This window comes from Pseudomonas sp. FW306-02-D09B, from assembly GCF_058782685.1.
The window spans coordinates 42,704-59,353 of record NZ_JBYSXY010000014.1 but is presented as its reverse complement, the minus strand read 5'-3'; the positions used below and the strand labels follow the sequence as shown (position 1 = coordinate 59,353).

Below are 16,650 nucleotides of genomic sequence, written 5' to 3'. Positions count from 1 at the left end.
ATGCGGGATGAGTTCAACGACCCGCTCTGGCGCACGGTGCTGTCTGGCGCGCAGATGCTGTTCGTGGCGTTTGGCGCGTTGGTGTTGATGCCATTGATTACCGGCCTCGACCCGAATGTCGCGCTGTTCACGGCGGGCCTCGGGACTCTGCTGTTCCAGGTGGTCACCGGGCGGCAAGTGCCGGTGTTCCTGGCGTCGAGTTTTGCCTTCATCACCCCGATCATTCTCGCCAAGGGCCAGTTCGGCCTCGCGGCGACCATGGGCGGGGTGATGGCGGCCGGTTTCGTTTATACCTTTCTCGGCGTGGCCGTGAAGATCAAGGGCACCGGTTTTATCGACCGCTTGCTGCCACCGGTAGTGATTGGCCCAGTGATCATTTCGATCGGCCTGGCGATGGCGCCGATTGCCGCAAACATGGCGATGGGCAAGGCCGGTGATGGTTCCGAGCTGATTCATTACCAGACCGCCATGATGATCTCCATGCCAGCGCTGCTGACGACGCTGATCGTAGCGGTGTTCGGCAAAGGCATCTTCCGCCTGGTGCCGATCATCTCCGGCGTACTGGTCGGGTTTGGCATGGCGTTTTTCTTCGGTGTCGTCGACACCGCGAAGATCGCTGCCGCGCCGTGGTTTGCGTTGCCGCACTTTACCGCTCCGGAATTCAACTGGCAGGCGATTCTGTTCATCGTCCCGGTGGCGCTGGCCCCGGCCATCGAGCATATCGGCGGCGTGATCGCAGTCGGCAGCGTGACCGGACGTGATTACCTGAAGAAGCCCGGCCTGCACCGCACGCTGTTTGGCGATGGCATCGCAACCACTGCCGCCGGCCTGCTCGGCGGCCCACCTAACACCACGTACGCTGAAGTGACGGGCGCGGTGATGCTGACCAAGAACTACAACCCGAAAATCATGACCTGGGCAGCGATCTTTGCCATCAGCCTGGCGTTTATCGGCAAGTTCGGCGCACTGCTGCAAAGCATCCCGGTGCCCGTCATGGGCGGGATTCTTTGCCTGTTGTTCGGGTCGATTGCTGCGGTGGGCATGAATACCATGATCCGCCACAAGATCGATTTGGCTGAAGCGCGCAACCTGGTGATTGTCTCGGTCACGCTGGTGTTCGGGATTGGCGGCATGCTGGTCGGCACCGGTACCGGCGCGCAGGACTTCGGCCTCAAGGGCATCGCGCTGTGCGCTGTCGTGGCGATCGCGCTGAACCTGATTCTACCGGGCAATGACAGCTGGAAGCACAAGAAAGCGGATGAGCCGTTGCTCTAACGGCTTACACAGCCCCCTGTGGCGAGGGAGCTTGCTCCCGCTGGGTCGCGAAGCGACCCTAAAACCTGCAACCGCATATCTTCAGACATATCGCGTTTGCCGAATTTACGACTGCTTCGCAGCCGAGCGGGGGCAAACCCCCTCGCCACATTACCGTTCGCCTACAAGGCCAGCGGCGCTCTTTCACACAAGATGTTCAACGCCTGCGCCCACTGCGGGTCATCATTGAGACACGGCACCAGCACCAACTCCTCGCCGCCCGCCTCGCGGAACTGCTCGAGCCCACGGTCACCGATCTCTTCCAGGGTTTCGATGCAGTCGGCCACAAACGCCGGGCACATCACCAGAATCTTCTTCACACCTTGCTTGGCCAACGCGTCGAGTCGCGCTTCGGTGTAGGGTTCGATCCATTTGGCGCGGCCCAGTCGTGACTGGAACGACACCGACCATTTGCCGTCCGGCAAGCCCAAGCGCTCGGCAAATGCTGCCGCGGTACGCAGGCACTGACCGCGATAACAGGTTGCAACCACTTCCGGCGGCGCGCCGGCACAGCAATCACCGTCGCCCTCAAAGCTATGGCCCGGGTTGAGCTTCTTCAGGTGCCGCTCCGGCAAACCATGGAAGCTCAGCAGCAGATGATCGTAATCCTGCTCCAGGTACGGCCTGGCACTGGCCACCAGCGCATCGAGGTATTCCGGCTGATCGTAGAACGGCTGGAGAATCGAGAACTGCACATTCAGTTGCTTCTCGCGCACCACCCGCTTGGCCTCTTCAATCACCGTGGTCACGGTGCTGTCGGCGAACTGCGGATAAAGCGGTGCGAGGGTGACTTTTTTGATCCCTTGAGCAGCCATGCGGGTCAACACCGACTCAATCGACGGCTCGCCGTAACGCATGGCCAACTCGACCGGCCCTTGGGTCCACTGCGCGGTCATCGCTTGCTGCAAGCGGCGACTGAGCACCACCAGCGGCGAACCCTCGTCCCACCAGATCGAGGCATAGGCGTGAGCCGATTGCTCAGGGCGCTTGATCAGAATCAGTGAGACCAGCAAACGTCGCACCGGCCATGGCAGGTCAATGACGTAAGGGTCCATCAGAAATTGATTGAGGTAGCTGCGCACGTCCGCCACCTGTGTGGAAGCGGGCGAACCCAAATTGACCAGGAGCAACGCGTGATCGGTCATGCAACGTCCTATTTCAAAGGCGGCTGGACACGTCGTCCAGGGCCGCACGCAAATCAGTGAAGCGGAATGTGAAACCCGCCGCCAGCAAGCGCGCCGGTGTTGCCCGCTGACCACCCAGCAGCAACAGTGACAACTCGCCAAGACCGACCTTCAGCACAAATGACGGCATCGGCATGAACGCCGGCCGGTGCAAAACGCTGGCGAGGGTCTTGGCGAACTCGCGATTGCGCACCGGTTTTGGCGCGCACGCATTATAAGGACCGCTGGCGTCTTTCTGATGCAGAAGAAAATCAATCAGGGCGATTTGATCATCGATGTGAATCCACGGCATCCACTGCCGACCATTGCCGATCGGCCCGCCCAGCCCCCATTTGAACGGCAATAACAGCCGCGACAAAAAGCCGCCCTCCGCCGACAGCACCAACCCCGTACGCACCAGCACTACCCGAATCCCCAACGCCTCGGCGCGCTGTGCGGTCTCCTCCCAGGCAATGCACAACTGGCTGGCGAAGTCTTCGCTGACCGGCGGCGATTTCTCGGTCAGCTCACGCTCACCGCCATCGCCGTACCAGCCGACTGCGGAGCCCGAAATCAACAACTGCGGTTTCTGCTCGAGGCTTTCAAGCCAGGCCAACAGGGTTTCGGTAAGCCTGATTCGACTGTTCCAGAGCAGCGCCTTGCGTCGATGAGTCCACAAGCGATCAGCAATCGGTGCACCCGCGAGATTGATCACCGCATCCACCGGACGTTGGCCAATGTCTTCCAGACGCCTGACGCCACGTACCTGCGTGCCGCACAATTTGGCGACTTGTTCGGGCCTGCGACTCCACACCGTCAGGCTATGGCCCTGGCTCAACCAGTGTCGGCAGAGTTGACGTCCTATCAAACCAGTACCGCCGGTCAGCAATATGTGCATGACATCTTCCTCGCGTGGCGTTTTACCCTGATCACTAGTCTATTTTTATAAGCAGGGATGTTTCGGATCTGGCAGGTTCTGTGTTTAACAATAGGCCAACCTGCCAGTACGAGAACGCTGAAAGTTATACCAGAAATCGATGTTGTATAGGTTTAACCTGCAGCGTAGCCTGTACAGAAAGGTAAACGAGGCCTCTATGACTGTACCCATCGCAATCATCGGCACCGGCATCGCCGGACTCTCGGCAGCCCAAGCCTTGCAAGAGGCCGGGTACGCCGTTCAATTGTTCGATAAAAGCCGTGGCAGCGGCGGTCGCATGTCGAGCAAACGCAGCGACGCCGGCGCACTGGACATGGGCGCACAATATTTCACCGCCCGTGATCGCCGCTTTGTCATTGAAGTCCAGCGCTGGCAAGCCAATGGCTGGGTCGCCGAATGGACGCCGCAGCTCTACCACTATCAGGGTGGCCAGCTCAGCCCATCACCGGATGAACAGACCCGCTGGGTCGGCACCCCACGCATGAGCGCCATCACCCGCGCGCTGATCGGCGATACGGAAGCGCATTTCGCTTGCCGGATTACCGAGGTCTATCGTGGCGAAGAACATTGGCATTTGCAGGATGCCGAAGGCTTCACCCACGGCCCCTTCAGCCATGTCGTCATCGCTACGCCTGCGCCGCAAGCCACTGCCCTGCTGGCCTCCGCGCCGAAACTCGCCGGGGTCGCCGCCGGGGTAAAAATGGACCCGACCTGGGCCATTGCGCTGGCCTTCGACACGCCGCTGGATACGCCGATGGAAGGCTGCTTTGTACAGGACAGCCCACTCGACTGGCTGGCGCGTAACCGTAGCAAACCGGGGCGCGACACCACCCTCGACACTTGGGTATTGCACGCCAACAGCAATTGGAGCCGACAACATATCGACCTGCCTAAAGAGGCAGTGATCGAGCAACTGCACGGCGCTTTCGCCGAGTTGCTGCACGATTCCATGCCTGCGCCGGTCTTCAGCCTTGCCCATCGCTGGCTCTACGCCCGTCCGTCCAGCAGCCATGAATGGGGCGTATTGGCCGATGCCGACCTGGGCTTGTACGTGTGTGGCGACTGGTGCCTGTCAGGGCGGGTCGAAGGCGCCTGGATGAGCGGCCAGGAAGCAGCTCGCCGCCTGCACGCACACCTGCAGTGAAACGCGTCAACCCGCGCAGACATTGCACGATGAATCCCACAGGAAGAGGGAGCCGGTAAAACTTGTACAAACAATTTGACTTGTACACCCTTGGATCTATGATCAAACCGTGTTGTACAGCGCGAACAGCCTGTACAGGTATAGATCCGAGGTGCCTCCATGCCCAGCGACTCAGCAAGCAAACCGAAAATCGCTGTCAGTGCCTGCCTGATGGGCGCCGAGGTGCGTTACAACGGCGGGCATAAAGCATCTCCGCTGTGCAGTCGAACCCTCACGGATTATTTCGAGTTCATTGCAGTGTGCCCGGAGGTCGCCATCGGCCTGGGGGTTCCCCGCGAACCGATTCGACTGGTCGGCAATCCGCAGCAACCTCGCGCCGTCGGTACGGTTCACCACGAACTGGATGTCACTCAGGCGCTGACGAACTACGGCCAGCAAATGGCCGGCGCGCTGGGCGATATTTGCGGCTATATCTTCATGCAAAAATCACCGTCCTGTGGCCTGGAGCGAGTCAAGGTTTACCACGCCAACGGCAGCCCGCACGACGGCGGTGCACGCGGCATCTACGCTCAAGCGTTTTGTGCCCGACACCCGGACCTGCCGGTGGAAGAAGACGGTCGACTGAACGATCCCGTACTACGCGAGAATTTCCTGACCCGGGTATTTGCCTACTCAGCCTGGCAGGAGCTCCTGCAAAACGGCTTGAGTCGCAATGGCCTGACCGACTTTCACGCACGCTACAAATACCTGTTGATGGCCCATAACCCACTGCAATACCAAGCCTTGGGCAAGCTCCTGGGTGATATGGGCCAGACCGATCCCGATGAACTCGGCCCGCGCTATTTCAGCGAGCTGATGGCGGCACTGAAAAAATGTGCCACCCGCGGCACCCACACCAATGTGCTGCAACACCTCAGCGGCTATCTCAAACAGGTCATCAGCGCCGAAGACAAACAGGAAGTGCAGCATGTGATCGGTCAGTACCGCCACGGCATCGTGCCCTTGGTGGTACCGCTGACATTGCTCAAGCATCACTTGCGCCATCATCCCGATCCGTACGTTATGCAGCAGGCGTACCTGCAACCGCACCCGGAAAATCTCAGCTTGCGAAATGCGATTTAAATGAAAACCGAACCTGACATTCATCCCCATGACGATAGCCCAGCCACCGGCGATCAACAGCCCCCGGAGAACGATTGGCTGCCGATTCGCGAAGTTGCACGAATCACCGGCGTCAACGCCGTTACCCTGCGCGCCTGGGAACGTCGCTATGGCCTGATCGTGCCGCTGCGTACGTCCAAGGGACACCGACTGTTCTCGGTCGAACATGTGCAGCGGATCCATGACATTCTCACCTGGCTCAATCGCGGCGTGGCCGTCAGCCAGATCAAACAGCTGCTGGATACGCCAGCAGCATTGCGTGAACCGGTCACAAATGACTGGCACGTCCTGCGCCTCAAGCTGATGCAGGCGATCGGACAACTCGCTGAGCGCCAGCTCGATGAGACGCTCAATCAGGCCATGTCGTTGTATCCACCGCGCACCTTGTGCGAGCAACTGCTGATGCCGCTGCTGGCCGAACTCGAGCAGCGCTGGCAAGGTCAGTTTGGCGCGCAGATGGAGCGGGCGTTCTTTTATTCCTGGTTGCGCAGCAAGTTCGGTGCGAGGGTCTACCACAACAACCGTCAGTTGCGCGGCGCGCCGTTGCTGCTGATCAATCACTCCGACTTACCCCTGGAGCCGCATCTGTGGCTCATCGCCTGGCTGATCAGCAGCGCCGATTGCCCCGTGGAAGTGTTCGACTGGCCCTTGCCAGCCGGCGAATTGGCACTGGCGGTCGAGCATCTGCAAGCGCGTGGCGTGCTGCTGTATTCCAGTAAAACAATCGATCTCAAACATTTATTGAAACTTCTGACCAATGTCGACGGCCCAAAACTCATGGCCGGCCCTGCGGTGTGCATCCACCACGCCGAGTTGTCCGCCAAAACCTCTGAAATAGCCGATTTATTTCTGGCCGAAGATCCGTTGTCGGCCCATCAGGCACTGGTTCAGCGTGGGCTCATTTAAATGCTTGTAGGCAAAACTTCCCTGCAATTGATCTGGCTGCGCAGCGACTTGCGTCTGCATGACAACACTGCCCTCTCGGCCGCCGCAGCTCGTGGCCCGTGCGTGGCGGTGTATTTGTTGAGCCCGCAGCAATGGCAGATCCACGATGATGCACCGTGCAAAGTGGATTTCTGGCTGCGTAACCTGCGCGAGTTGAGCCACGCCCTCGGCGAGCTGAACATTCCCTTGCTGATCCGTACTGCCGCACGCTGGGATGATGCGCCGCAGGTGCTTGGCCAGTTATGCACAGAGCTGAACGTCGAGGCGGTTCACGTCAACGAGGAATACGGCGTGAATGAAAGTCGCCGTGATGCAGCCGTCAGCAAGACTCTCGACGCTGCGGGCATTGGCTTTTACAGCTACCTCGATCAATTGCTGCTCAAGCCCGGCAGCGTGCTGACCAAAACCGGTACGTACTTCCAGGTCTTCAGCCAATTCCGCAAAGCTTGCTACGCCCGCCTGCACGGCGCATTACCCCGCTTGATTGCCGCCCCCGGGGTTCAGGTGCCAACGGCCATCAACCGTGACCCGATTCCATTGCAGGTCGAGGGCTTCGACACACCAAGCGAACATCTGCGCGCGCTCTGGCCCGCCGGTGAAGGTGAAGCTCATCGGCGTCTGGAGCACTTCGCCCAAGGGCAGATTGATGACTACAAGGACCAACGCGACTTCCCGGCAAAACCCGGTACCAGCCAGTTGTCCGCGTACCTCGCAGCCGGGGTGATTTCGCCACGCCAGTGCCTGCACGCCGCCCTGCAAAGCAATCAAGGCGAGTTCGAAAGTGGCTGCGCCGGAGCCGTCGCCTGGATCAACGAACTGCTCTGGCGCGAGTTTTACAAACACATTCTGGTGGGCTATCCACGGGTCTCCCGGCACCGCGCCTTTCGCCCGGAAACCGAAGCCCTTGCCTGGCGCAACGCTCCGGATGAGCTGGCGGCCTGGAAAGAGGCGCGCACCGGGCTGCCGATTATCGATGCTGCCATGCGCCAACTGCTGGAAACCGGCTGGATGCACAACCGTCTGCGGATGCTGGTGGCGATGTTCCTGACAAAAAACCTGCTGATCGACTGGCGCGAAGGTGAGCGTTTTTTCATGCGCCATTTGATTGATGGCGATCTGGCCGCGAACAACGGCGGCTGGCAGTGGAGCGCTTCCACCGGCACCGATTCGGCGCCCTGGTTCCGGATTTTCAACCCGCTGAGCCAGTCGGAAAAATTCGACGCTGAAGGTCTGTTCATCAAGCACTGGCTGCCGGAACTGGCGGGGCTGAACAACAAATCTATCCACAATCCGGCGGCCATGGGCGGACTGTTTGGCGTGGCCGACTATCCACTGCCAATCGTCAATCTGGGTCAGTCACGCGAGCGCGCACTGGCGGCATTCAAACATTTGCCTTCGCGTCTGGATCTCGGAGCGATACATGACTGAAAAGGAGAGTGGATTGAGTCATACAACGCCACGGCGATATTGGCTGACGGGAGCCGGCAACGGCATTGGTGCTGCACTGGCCGAAGAACTGTTGAAGTCCGGCATGCACCTGGCGGTCAGCGCCCGCACGATTGCACCATTAAAAGTCCTGGCCCAGCGCTATCCGGGACAAGTGCTGGTGGTGGCGGGCAATCTGACCAACAGTCAGACCGTGCGCGAGATTGGCGAACGGATCCAACAGGAGTGGGGCTCGCTGGACACCGTGATTATCAATGCCGGCACCTGTGAATATGTTGACACCCAGCAGTTCGACACCTCGATCATCGAACATGTGGTGCGCACCAACCTGCTCGCCAGCAGCTATTGCATCGACGCCGCCCTGCCGCTGCTGCGCGCTGGCATCGCCCCCCATCTGGTGGGTATCGCCAGTTCAGTGACTGATCTGGCCCTGCCTCGGACCGAAACCTATGGCGCCTCGAAAGCCGGGCTGCGGTATCTGTTTGAGTCCCTGCGCATCGATCCCGCCTCGGAAGGTGTTGAAATCACCCTGGTTAGCCCCGGTTCCGTCGCCCCCCTGCTGAGCGGGAACAACGACTATCCGATGCCACAAATCTGGTCGGCCGACAACGCCGCACGCCACGTCGTCGAAACCCTCAAGCAGCGCCCGCAGGAAATCCCCCTCCTGGCCCTGTCGATGGTTGCACTCTGGCCTTTGTCGAAAATGTCCAACCGCGCAAAATTAGTGATCGGCAAACGCATGGTCAGGCGCGCGCCGCCAAGCATCGATACGCCGCAAACGGATCATGACCAACGCCTGTCGACAACCCCATCCGGTTGAGCGTCCGTCAGGCCTTTCACACAGCTACGGCGCGCTGCCTTACACTGCGCACCTATGAACACGATCCCCATCAAGACCATCGCCGAACCAGCGGTCACCTGCTCGACCTGCGCAGCCTGCTGTTGCCAGCTCGAAGTCATGCTGATCACCGACACTGGCGTGCCCGAACGTTTTATCGACACCGACGATTGGGGCGGGGAAGTCATGCTGCGCCTGGATGACGGCTGGTGCGCCGCGCTGGATCGCGACAGCATGATGTGCACCATTTACGAAAAGCGCCCGCTGATCTGCCGGGAGTTCGAGATGGGCGCACCGGAGTGCATCGACGAGCGCCAGGGGATTGCGACGGTGTATCGCTGATCCTGATTTGCACAGCCCCCTCACCACAATTACCCACCATGCGTCGGCACATTACAGCGGCATCGTGTAATGCAACGCGTAGCTTTCTATACCGTCATTGGTGACGTTGATATGGGCGTTGGAGTAATGCGTCGCGCGAATCCCGATTTCATGCCCGCCAGCAAACCGCAGGCCGAACCCCAATCGATCCTCAAATTGAAAAGCCTCGCCCAACCGGCGATCGTCCACTTCGTCGTGAGCGAATACCGCAACGCCGATGCCGGCCTCCAGATAAGGTTTGACGGTTTGCCCGGAAAACTCATAAACGAACACCGGAGAGAACGACAGGCTGTGATTGCTTACAGTCTTGTCACCATTCCAATAGGTGTACGCACCGCTCCAGTAGCCCGTCACGCGCCCGACATCAGTCTGCCACCAGCTTTTATCCCAATCCCATTGCAGGCCCAGGCGATAAGTCTGGGTCGAACCGCTGGTCTGGCCAACCGCAAACTCGACGCCAGCTGCTTGTGCGGTAAAACTGTGCCCCAACAACACGACCGCGATCGCGGCTAAACAGAACAGTCGTTTCATGAGAAACATCCTTTTCCGAACGATTATGTTTGTTTTTTGGGGCTCAACAGACGTGCTATGAAGATCCACGCCTCAATAGAAATGCATCCAATTGAAGCGCTCCCCAAAACGACTTTCTACAGACTGAAGCTTTGCACAACCCCGGCGTTATGCCAGAGCAGCGGCAGGATATTTCTCAAGTGCTCGGGGCTGGCACTGGTCCAGAACTGCGCGTCGCGAGGTGGCCCTACTGCGAGCAACTCACGCTCGGCCAGCAGGCGCTGGGTTTGCCGGGCAACCGCCGCGCCAGTATCGATCAGGCTGATGTCGGCGGGGAGCATCTGCTTGAGCAATGGCTTGAGGAAAGGATAGTGCGTGCAACCGAGAATAATCGTGTCACACCCGGCTGCCAGCAGAGGTTCGAGATAACCGGCCAGTAACTGGCACAGCTCCTGGCTGTGCAGGTCACCGGCTTCGATCAGCTCCACCAACCCCGGGCACGGCTGAGTGATGACCCGTACATCGGTGGCAAAACGGTCGAGCAAGGCCGCGAACTTGGCGCTCTGCAACGTCCCGGTAGTGGCGAGCACACCGACCACGCCACTGCGAGTGGCCGCGGCGGCTGGCTTGACCGCAGGCTCCATGCCGATGATGGGCCAGTCCGGGTAGTCACGACGCAAATCCGCGACACCGGCCACGGTTGCCGTGTTGCAGGCCACGACCAAGGCCTTGGCACCTTGCCGGACAAAAAACTCCGCGACTACGCTGCAACGCTGGCGAATGAACTCGGGAGATTTCTCGCCATAGGGAATGTTCCCGCAATCGCCGACATACAACAGCGATTCATTGGGCAACAATTGCTGGATCTCGGCCAGCACCGACAACCCGCCGACCCCGGAATCGAACACGCCGATGGGCGCTTCACGCATGCCTGCCCCCGCAAACACTGCAGCCTGGATCACGCTTGACCCGCAACTCGCGGAACCGCGCCCCCAAGGCATCGATTAATAATAACCGTCCCACCAACGGCTCACCGAACCCGACCAACAGTTTCAGCGCCTCAAGCGCTTGCAGGCTGCCCACCAACCCCACCAGCGGACCGAGCACGCCGGCTTCGCTGCAGGTCAGTTCGGCTTCGCTGCCGTGCCCGTACAAGCAGTGGTAACACGGGCTCTCGGCGCGACGTGGGTCGAACACCGACAACTGCCCTTCCAGGCGAATCGCTGCACCGCTGACCAAGGGTTTTCGCGCCGCCACACACGCCGCGTTCACCGCTTCGCGGGTGGAAAAATTGTCGGAGCAATCCAGTACCACATCGACCGCCGACACTGCAGCCGCCAACGAGTCTTCGTCCAGCGCAGTGCGATGAGCGATCAGTTGAATCTCGGGGTTTATCGCCGTCAGACGCCGGATAGCCGAGTCGACCTTGCTCAGCCCGACGCTGTCGGTGTCGTGAATGATCTGCCGTTGCAGGTTGGTCAGGTCGACCGTATCGAAGTCCGCCAGATGCAACTCACCGACGCCGGCAGCCGCCAGGTACAGCGCGACCGGCGCACCAAGCCCGCCGAGGCCGACGATCAAGACGCGGCTTTGCTTGAGTCGCAATTGGCCGTCGATGTCGACGTGTTGCAACAGAATCTGCCGGCTATACCGCAACAGCTCCTGATCATTCAGCACGGTAGGCGCCCCAGACTGATACGTTCATGGTCACCGAGGTCCTTGCGGCTGTGGACCTCTTCAAAACCTTGGGTCAGCAGCAAATCGCGCACGGCATCGGCCTGATCATAACCGTGCTCAAGCATCAACCAGCCGCCCGCTTCCAGGTGGCCAGGCGCCTGGGCGATGATCAAACGCAAGTCATCGAGCCCGTCGGTGCCGGCCACCAACGCACTGGCCGGCTCGAAACGCACGTCACCGGCCACCAGATGCGGGTCGGCGGAGGCTATATAAGGCGGATTACTGATGATCAGCGTGTAGCGATGATCTTTCAGCGCACTGAACCAGTGACTGCTCTGCACCGTGACGTTGTTCAAGTGCAGACGCTGGCGATTGCGCTCGGCCAGGGCCACGGCCTCGAGGATCCGGTCCACTGCAGTAACTTGCCAGGCTGGACGCTCGCTGGCCAACGCCAGGGCAATCGCGCCGCTGCCGGTGCCCAGATCGAGAACCTTGGCCGGTGTCGCGGGCAACAGTTCCAGGGCAGTTTCAACCAGCAACTCGGTGTCCGGACGCGGGATCAGCGTATGCGGTGCCACTTCCAGGTCCAGCTTCCAGAAGCCCTGCTGGCCGAGAATATAGGCCACCGGCTCGCCGGCGCGGCGACGTTGCAGGTACTCGGCAAAGATCAGCGCGGCTTCGCTGGGAACGATGCGCTCCGGCCAGGTGTGCAGAAAGCTGCGGGACTTGCCCAGGGCCGCGGCCAGCAACAATTCAGCATCCAGGCGCGCGGTCGGCGAGTCAGGCAGGTCGGCTGCACGTAACAAACTGGCAATGATGGTCATTTATTCACCTATCGCTGCCAGTTGGTCCGCCTGGAATTCGGCCAATAACGGCTCGATCACGGCATCGACGCCACCCGCGAGGATTTCGTCGAGGGAATACAGCGTCAGGTTGACCCGATGGTCGGTGACCCGCCCCTGGGCGAAATTGTAGGTACGGATTCGCTCGGAGCGGTCGCCCGAGCCCACCAGCAATTTGCGCTCGCTAGCGATGGCATTCGCCGCAGCGCTGGTTTGCTGGTCATTCAATTTAGCCGAGAGCCAGGACATCGCCCGCGCCCGGTTCTTGTGCTGGGACCGTTCTTCCTGGCACTCGACCACGATGCCCGACGGCAAGTGGGTAATCCGGATCGCCGAGTCGGTCTTGTTCACGTGCTGACCGCCTGCGCCGGAGGAGCGATAGGTATCGACGCGCAAATCTGCCGGGTTGATCTCGATCGCTTCCTGTTCGTCCGGCTCAGGCAATACCGCCACGGTACAGGCCGAGGTGTGGATACGGCCCTGGGATTCGGTGGCCGGAACCCGTTGCACGCGGTGCGCGCCGGATTCGAACTTCAGCTTGCCGTAGACATTGTCGCCTTCGACCCGCGCGATAACTTCCTTGAAGCCGCCGTGTTCGCCGATGTTCTCCGACAGAATCTCGACCCGCCAGCCACGCCGTTCGGCGTAACGCGAATACATGCGGAACAGGTCACCGGAGAAGATCGCCGCTTCGTCGCCACCAGTACCGGCACGAATTTCCAGGAACACGTTGCGCCCGTCGTTCGGGTCCTTGGGCAGCAGCATGCGTTGCAGGCTGGCTTCAAGTTCGATCAGTTGCTCTTTTGCTTCGCGGACTTCTTCGACGGCCATTTCGCGCATGTCCGGATCGCTGTCCTTGAGCAGCGCCTGGGCACCTTCGAGATCGCCCTGAACCTTGAGCAGCTGTTTATAGGTGGCGACAATCGGCTCAACTTCCGCGTACTCCTTGGAATAGGTGCGGAATTTGTTCTGATCGGAAATGACTTCGCCATCGCCAAGCAAGGCGGTCAGTTCCTCGAAACGGTCCTGGAGGATGTCCAGCTTATTGAGCAGTGACGCTTTCATTGCGGTTTTTTATCCGAAGAGCTATCCGAGTTGCCCTCACCGAGGGCAAAGAGTTCCTGGGCCATGGCCAGCGCATCGAGGCGGCCTTCGGCGGTAAGCTTTTTCAACTGCACGCTGGGGGCATGCAACAGTTTGTTGGTCAGGCCACGAGCCAGTTGCACCAGCACGTCTTCAGCGCTGCTGCCGTTGGCAAGCAGACGCTGGGCCTTTTGCAATTCTTCATCGCGCAGGCGTTCGCTCTGTTGACGATAGGCCTTGAGCACATCCACCGCCGCCAGTTCACGCAGACGAACCATGAAGTCATCGGCGCCGATGGAAACCATCTCTTCCGCCGCCTGGGCAGCACCCTGACGGCTCTTGAGGTTTTCGGCGACCACTTCGTGGAGATCGTCGACGCTATAGAGGTAAACGTCGTCCAACTCGCCGACTTCCGGTTCGATATCCCGTGGTACAGCGATATCAACCATGAAGATCGGTTTATGCTTGCGCAATTTCAAGGCACTTTCTACCGCACCTTTACCAAGAATCGGCAACTGGCTGGCGGTCGAACTGATGACGATATCACTGCGCACCAGTTCTGCCGGGATGTCCGAGAGCAGCACCGCGTGGGCGCCAAACTGCTCAGCCAGGATGCTCGCGCGCTCCAGGGTCCGGTTGGCGACCACAATCCGCTTCACGCCCAACTCATGCAAATGGCGGGCGACCAGGGTAATGGTCTCGCCAGCGCCGATCAGCAATGCCTGGCTGCGCTGCAAATCGCTGAAAATCTGTTTCGCCAGGCTGACCGCGGCAAACGCCACGGACACCGGGTTTTCACCGATGGCGGTATCGGTTCGCACCTGTTTCGCCGCATTGAACGTGGCCTGGAACAAACGCCCAAGCAGCGGACCAATGGTTCCGGCCTCGCGGGCCACGGCATAGGCCGATTTCATCTGGCCGAGAATCTGTGGCTCGCCCAACACCAGCGAGTCAAGCCCGGAAGCGACACGCATCATGTGACGAACTGCCGCATCATCTTCGTGCACATAAGCGCTGGCACGCAGCTCTTCGAGGCTCAAATGGTGATAATCGGCCAACCAGCGCAACACGGTATCGGCAGAAAGCTGATCCTGTTCTATATAGAGTTCACTGCGATTGCAGGTGGAGAGGATCGCAGCTTCGCGGCTGTCGGTGAGTCGGCAGAGCTGCTGCAAGGCCTCAACCAGCTGTTCCGGGGTAAAAGCCACGCGCTCGCGGACGTCTACGGAAGCAGTCTTGTGGTTAATACCGAGTGCAAGGAAGGCCATTCAAGATCGCTGATGATGTCGAGAAGCCGACAATTGTCCTACTTCGCCTGACTCAGAACAACCATTGCCGACTATTGTCCTGATACCTTGCCTCTATATAGGGGCTCGAGCACCTGAACAGGGATTGAGTTCAACGGCAAATTGACAGGCCGGTTATGTTTGGTCGAAGGCTTGTGTCATGATGATCCGACCGCAGGTTAGTCGTCCTCTTCCCCTATGAATAGATCTTCCGCGTTGCTCCTCGCTTTTGTCTTCCTCAGCGGCTGCCAGGCCTTGGCACCCGTTTCGCCGAGCGGTACGCCGCCGGTCGAAGGCAGCACGAAGGCCCCTGAAAAGCCCAAGGTTTACAGCTCGTTCAGCGAAGACACGATCTTCAGCCTGCTGAGCGCGGAACTGGCTGGCCAGCGCAATCGTTTCGACATTGCCCTGGACAACTACGTGACCCAGGCCGTCAACACCCAGGACCCGGGCATCTCCGAGCGAGCCTTTCGCATCGCCGAATACCTTGGCGCCGATCAGGCAGCGCTTGATAGCTCGCTGATCTGGGCGAAAAACGCGCCGAACGACCTCGAAGCACAGCGCGCCGCCGCCGTGCAGCTGGCCCGCGCCGGGCGTTATGACGACTCCATGGCCTATATGGAGAAGGTTCTGCTGGGCAAGGGCGATACTCACTTCGACTTCCTCGCCCTGTCTGCGGCCGATACCGATCAGGACACCCGCAACGGCCTGATGAAGAGTTTTGACCGTTTGCTGCTGCGCCACCCGAAGAACAGCCAGCTGATTTTCGGCAAGGCCCTGTTGCTGCAACAGGACGGTGACACCAAGGGCGCACTGGCGCTGCTTGAGAAAAATCCTCCGCAAGACGGTGAAATCGCCCCGATTCTGTTGCGCGCGCGCCTGCTGCAAAGCCTTAACCGTGGCAAAGAAGCGCTGCCGCTGCTGGAAAAAAGCATCCGCAAATACCCGGACGACAAACGCTTGCGCCTGACGTATGCCCGCATGCTGGTCGAACAGGACCGCATGGACGACGCCAAAGAGCAGTTCTCAAGCCTGGTCCAGCAGTATCCGGAAGACGACGAGTTGCGCTATTCCCTGGCACTGGTTTGCCTGGAAGCCAAGGCCTGGAAGGAGGCCAAGGGTTATCTGGAAGACCTGATCGCCCGGGAAAGCCATGTCGACTCGGCTCACCTGAACCTGGGGCGCATCGCCGAAGAACGCAACGACCCGCAAGGCGCCCTGATCGAGTACGCACTGGTCGGCCCGGGCAACGACTATTTGCCGGCGCAACTGCGTCAGTCCGACATCCTGATGAACAACGGACGCACCGCCGAAGCCCAAAGCCGTTTGGCCAGGGCACGCGACGAACAACCGGACTACGCGATCCAGCTGTATCTGATCGAAGCCGAAACCCTGTCTGCCAACAAGCAGGACGATCGCGCCTGGGCCGTTCTCGATAAAGGCTTGAAGCAGTATCCGGACGATCTGAATCTGCTTTATACCCGGGCCATGCTCGCGGAAAAACGCAATGACCTGGCGCAGATGGAAAAAGACCTGCGACTGATCATCAAGCGTGATCCGGATAACGCCATGGCGCTGAATGCCCTCGGTTACACCCTGTCCGACCGCACCACGCGTTACGACGAAGCCAAGACCTTGATCGAGCACGCGCACCAGCTGAACCCGGAAGACCCGGCTGTTCTCGACAGCCTCGGCTGGGTGAATTACCGCCTGGGCAACCTCGATGTCGCCGAACGCTACTTGCGCCAGGCCCTGGAGCGTTTCCCCGATCAGGAAGTCGCGGCGCACCTGGGTGAAGTCCTGTGGGCCAACGGCAAGCAACGCGAAGCCAAACAAATCTGGGGCAAATTCCTCAAGGAACAACCCGACAGCCCTACCCTGCGCAGCACCATCAAGCGCCTGACCGGTTCCGAGACTCTTTAA

Annotated in this window: 16 protein-coding genes; 8 read left to right on the top strand and 8 right to left on the bottom strand. The window is 59.9% G+C overall.

Going from position 1 to position 16,650, the window contains the following annotated elements; translation table 11 throughout:
* Positions 1-1,275 (top strand): uracil-xanthine permease family protein, encoded by a 1,275-nt coding sequence (locus AC3WK5_RS21730; protein ID WP_019693616.1) that lies wholly within the window; start codon positions 1-3, stop codon positions 1,273-1,275.
* 161 nt (positions 1,276-1,436) lie between these two features.
* Here the strand turns inward: AC3WK5_RS21730 and hemH are convergent, their stop codons facing one another.
* On the bottom strand, positions 1,437-2,459 hold the full coding sequence (gene hemH, locus AC3WK5_RS21725; RefSeq protein WP_103318446.1) for a ferrochelatase: 1,023 nt from the start codon (positions 2,457-2,459) through the stop codon (positions 1,437-1,439).
* A gap of 13 nt (positions 2,460-2,472) precedes the next feature.
* Positions 2,473-3,375 carry a TIGR01777 family oxidoreductase gene (locus tag AC3WK5_RS21720; RefSeq protein WP_103318444.1) on the bottom strand — a complete coding sequence of 301 codons (903 nt, stop codon included), beginning with the start codon at positions 3,373-3,375 and terminating at the stop codon, positions 2,473-2,475.
* A 196-nt stretch (positions 3,376-3,571) separates the two neighbouring features.
* Between AC3WK5_RS21720 and AC3WK5_RS21715 the strand changes: the two genes are divergently transcribed.
* From AC3WK5_RS21715 to AC3WK5_RS21690, 6 genes are all read left to right on the top strand, one after another.
* Positions 3,572-4,558, top strand: a complete 987-nt coding sequence (locus tag AC3WK5_RS21715) for an NAD(P)/FAD-dependent oxidoreductase (RefSeq protein WP_103318442.1) — start codon at positions 3,572-3,574, stop codon at positions 4,556-4,558.
* Between the two features lie 159 nt (positions 4,559-4,717).
* Complete coding sequence (locus AC3WK5_RS21710; RefSeq protein ID WP_103318440.1) at positions 4,718-5,680, top strand: YbgA family protein; 963 nt, start codon at positions 4,718-4,720, stop codon at positions 5,678-5,680.
* Entirely contained in the window at positions 5,681-6,625 is a 945-nt protein-coding gene (locus AC3WK5_RS21705) for a MerR family transcriptional regulator (protein ID WP_054595629.1), read from the top strand.
* Positions 6,626-6,646: 21 nt separating this feature from the next.
* Entirely contained in the window at positions 6,647-8,092 is a 1,446-nt protein-coding gene (gene phrB / locus AC3WK5_RS21700) for a deoxyribodipyrimidine photo-lyase (protein WP_103318478.1), read from the top strand.
* A 13-nt stretch (positions 8,093-8,105) separates the two neighbouring features.
* A complete protein-coding gene (locus AC3WK5_RS21695) occupies positions 8,106-8,930 on the top strand; it encodes an SDR family NAD(P)-dependent oxidoreductase (protein ID WP_103318477.1) in 825 nt (274 codons plus the stop codon).
* Between the two features lie 54 nt (positions 8,931-8,984).
* Positions 8,985-9,290, top strand: a complete 306-nt coding sequence (locus tag AC3WK5_RS21690) for a YkgJ family cysteine cluster protein (RefSeq protein WP_054595627.1) — start codon at positions 8,985-8,987, stop codon at positions 9,288-9,290.
* A 51-nt stretch (positions 9,291-9,341) separates the two neighbouring features.
* On the opposite strand, the gene AC3WK5_RS21685 is transcribed toward AC3WK5_RS21690, so the two are convergent.
* The 6 genes from AC3WK5_RS21685 to hemA all read right to left on the bottom strand — a co-directional run bounded on the left by AC3WK5_RS21685 (position 9,342) and on the right by hemA (position 14,709).
* On the bottom strand, positions 9,342-9,860 hold the full coding sequence (locus AC3WK5_RS21685) for an acyloxyacyl hydrolase (protein ID WP_103318438.1): 519 nt from the start codon (positions 9,858-9,860) through the stop codon (positions 9,342-9,344).
* 116 nt (positions 9,861-9,976) lie between these two features.
* Positions 9,977-10,768 carry a glutamate racemase gene (murI, locus tag AC3WK5_RS21680; RefSeq protein ID WP_054595625.1) on the bottom strand — a complete coding sequence of 264 codons (792 nt, stop codon included), beginning with the start codon at positions 10,766-10,768 and terminating at the stop codon, positions 9,977-9,979.
* Positions 10,761-11,516, bottom strand: coding sequence for a molybdopterin-synthase adenylyltransferase MoeB (locus AC3WK5_RS21675; protein ID WP_103318437.1), 756 nt, complete (start codon positions 11,514-11,516; stop codon positions 10,761-10,763). The genes murI and AC3WK5_RS21675 overlap by 8 nt, the downstream gene beginning before the upstream one ends.
* Positions 11,510-12,340 (bottom strand): peptide chain release factor N(5)-glutamine methyltransferase, encoded by an 831-nt coding sequence (gene prmC / locus AC3WK5_RS21670; RefSeq protein ID WP_103318435.1) that lies wholly within the window; start codon positions 12,338-12,340, stop codon positions 11,510-11,512. Before prmC ends, AC3WK5_RS21675 begins: the two co-directional genes overlap by 7 nt.
* Entirely contained in the window at positions 12,341-13,423 is a 1,083-nt protein-coding gene (prfA, locus tag AC3WK5_RS21665; RefSeq protein WP_054595622.1) for a peptide chain release factor 1, read from the bottom strand.
* Positions 13,420-14,709 carry a glutamyl-tRNA reductase gene (gene hemA / locus AC3WK5_RS21660; RefSeq protein WP_054595621.1) on the bottom strand — a complete coding sequence of 430 codons (1,290 nt, stop codon included), beginning with the start codon at positions 14,707-14,709 and terminating at the stop codon, positions 13,420-13,422. Before hemA ends, prfA begins: the two co-directional genes overlap by 4 nt.
* A 216-nt stretch (positions 14,710-14,925) precedes the next feature.
* Between hemA and AC3WK5_RS21655 the strand changes: the two genes are divergently transcribed.
* The gene (locus tag AC3WK5_RS21655; RefSeq protein WP_054595620.1) at positions 14,926-16,650 is read left to right on the top strand and encodes a tetratricopeptide repeat protein; all 1,725 of its coding nucleotides are present in this window, start codon (positions 14,926-14,928) and stop codon (positions 16,648-16,650) included.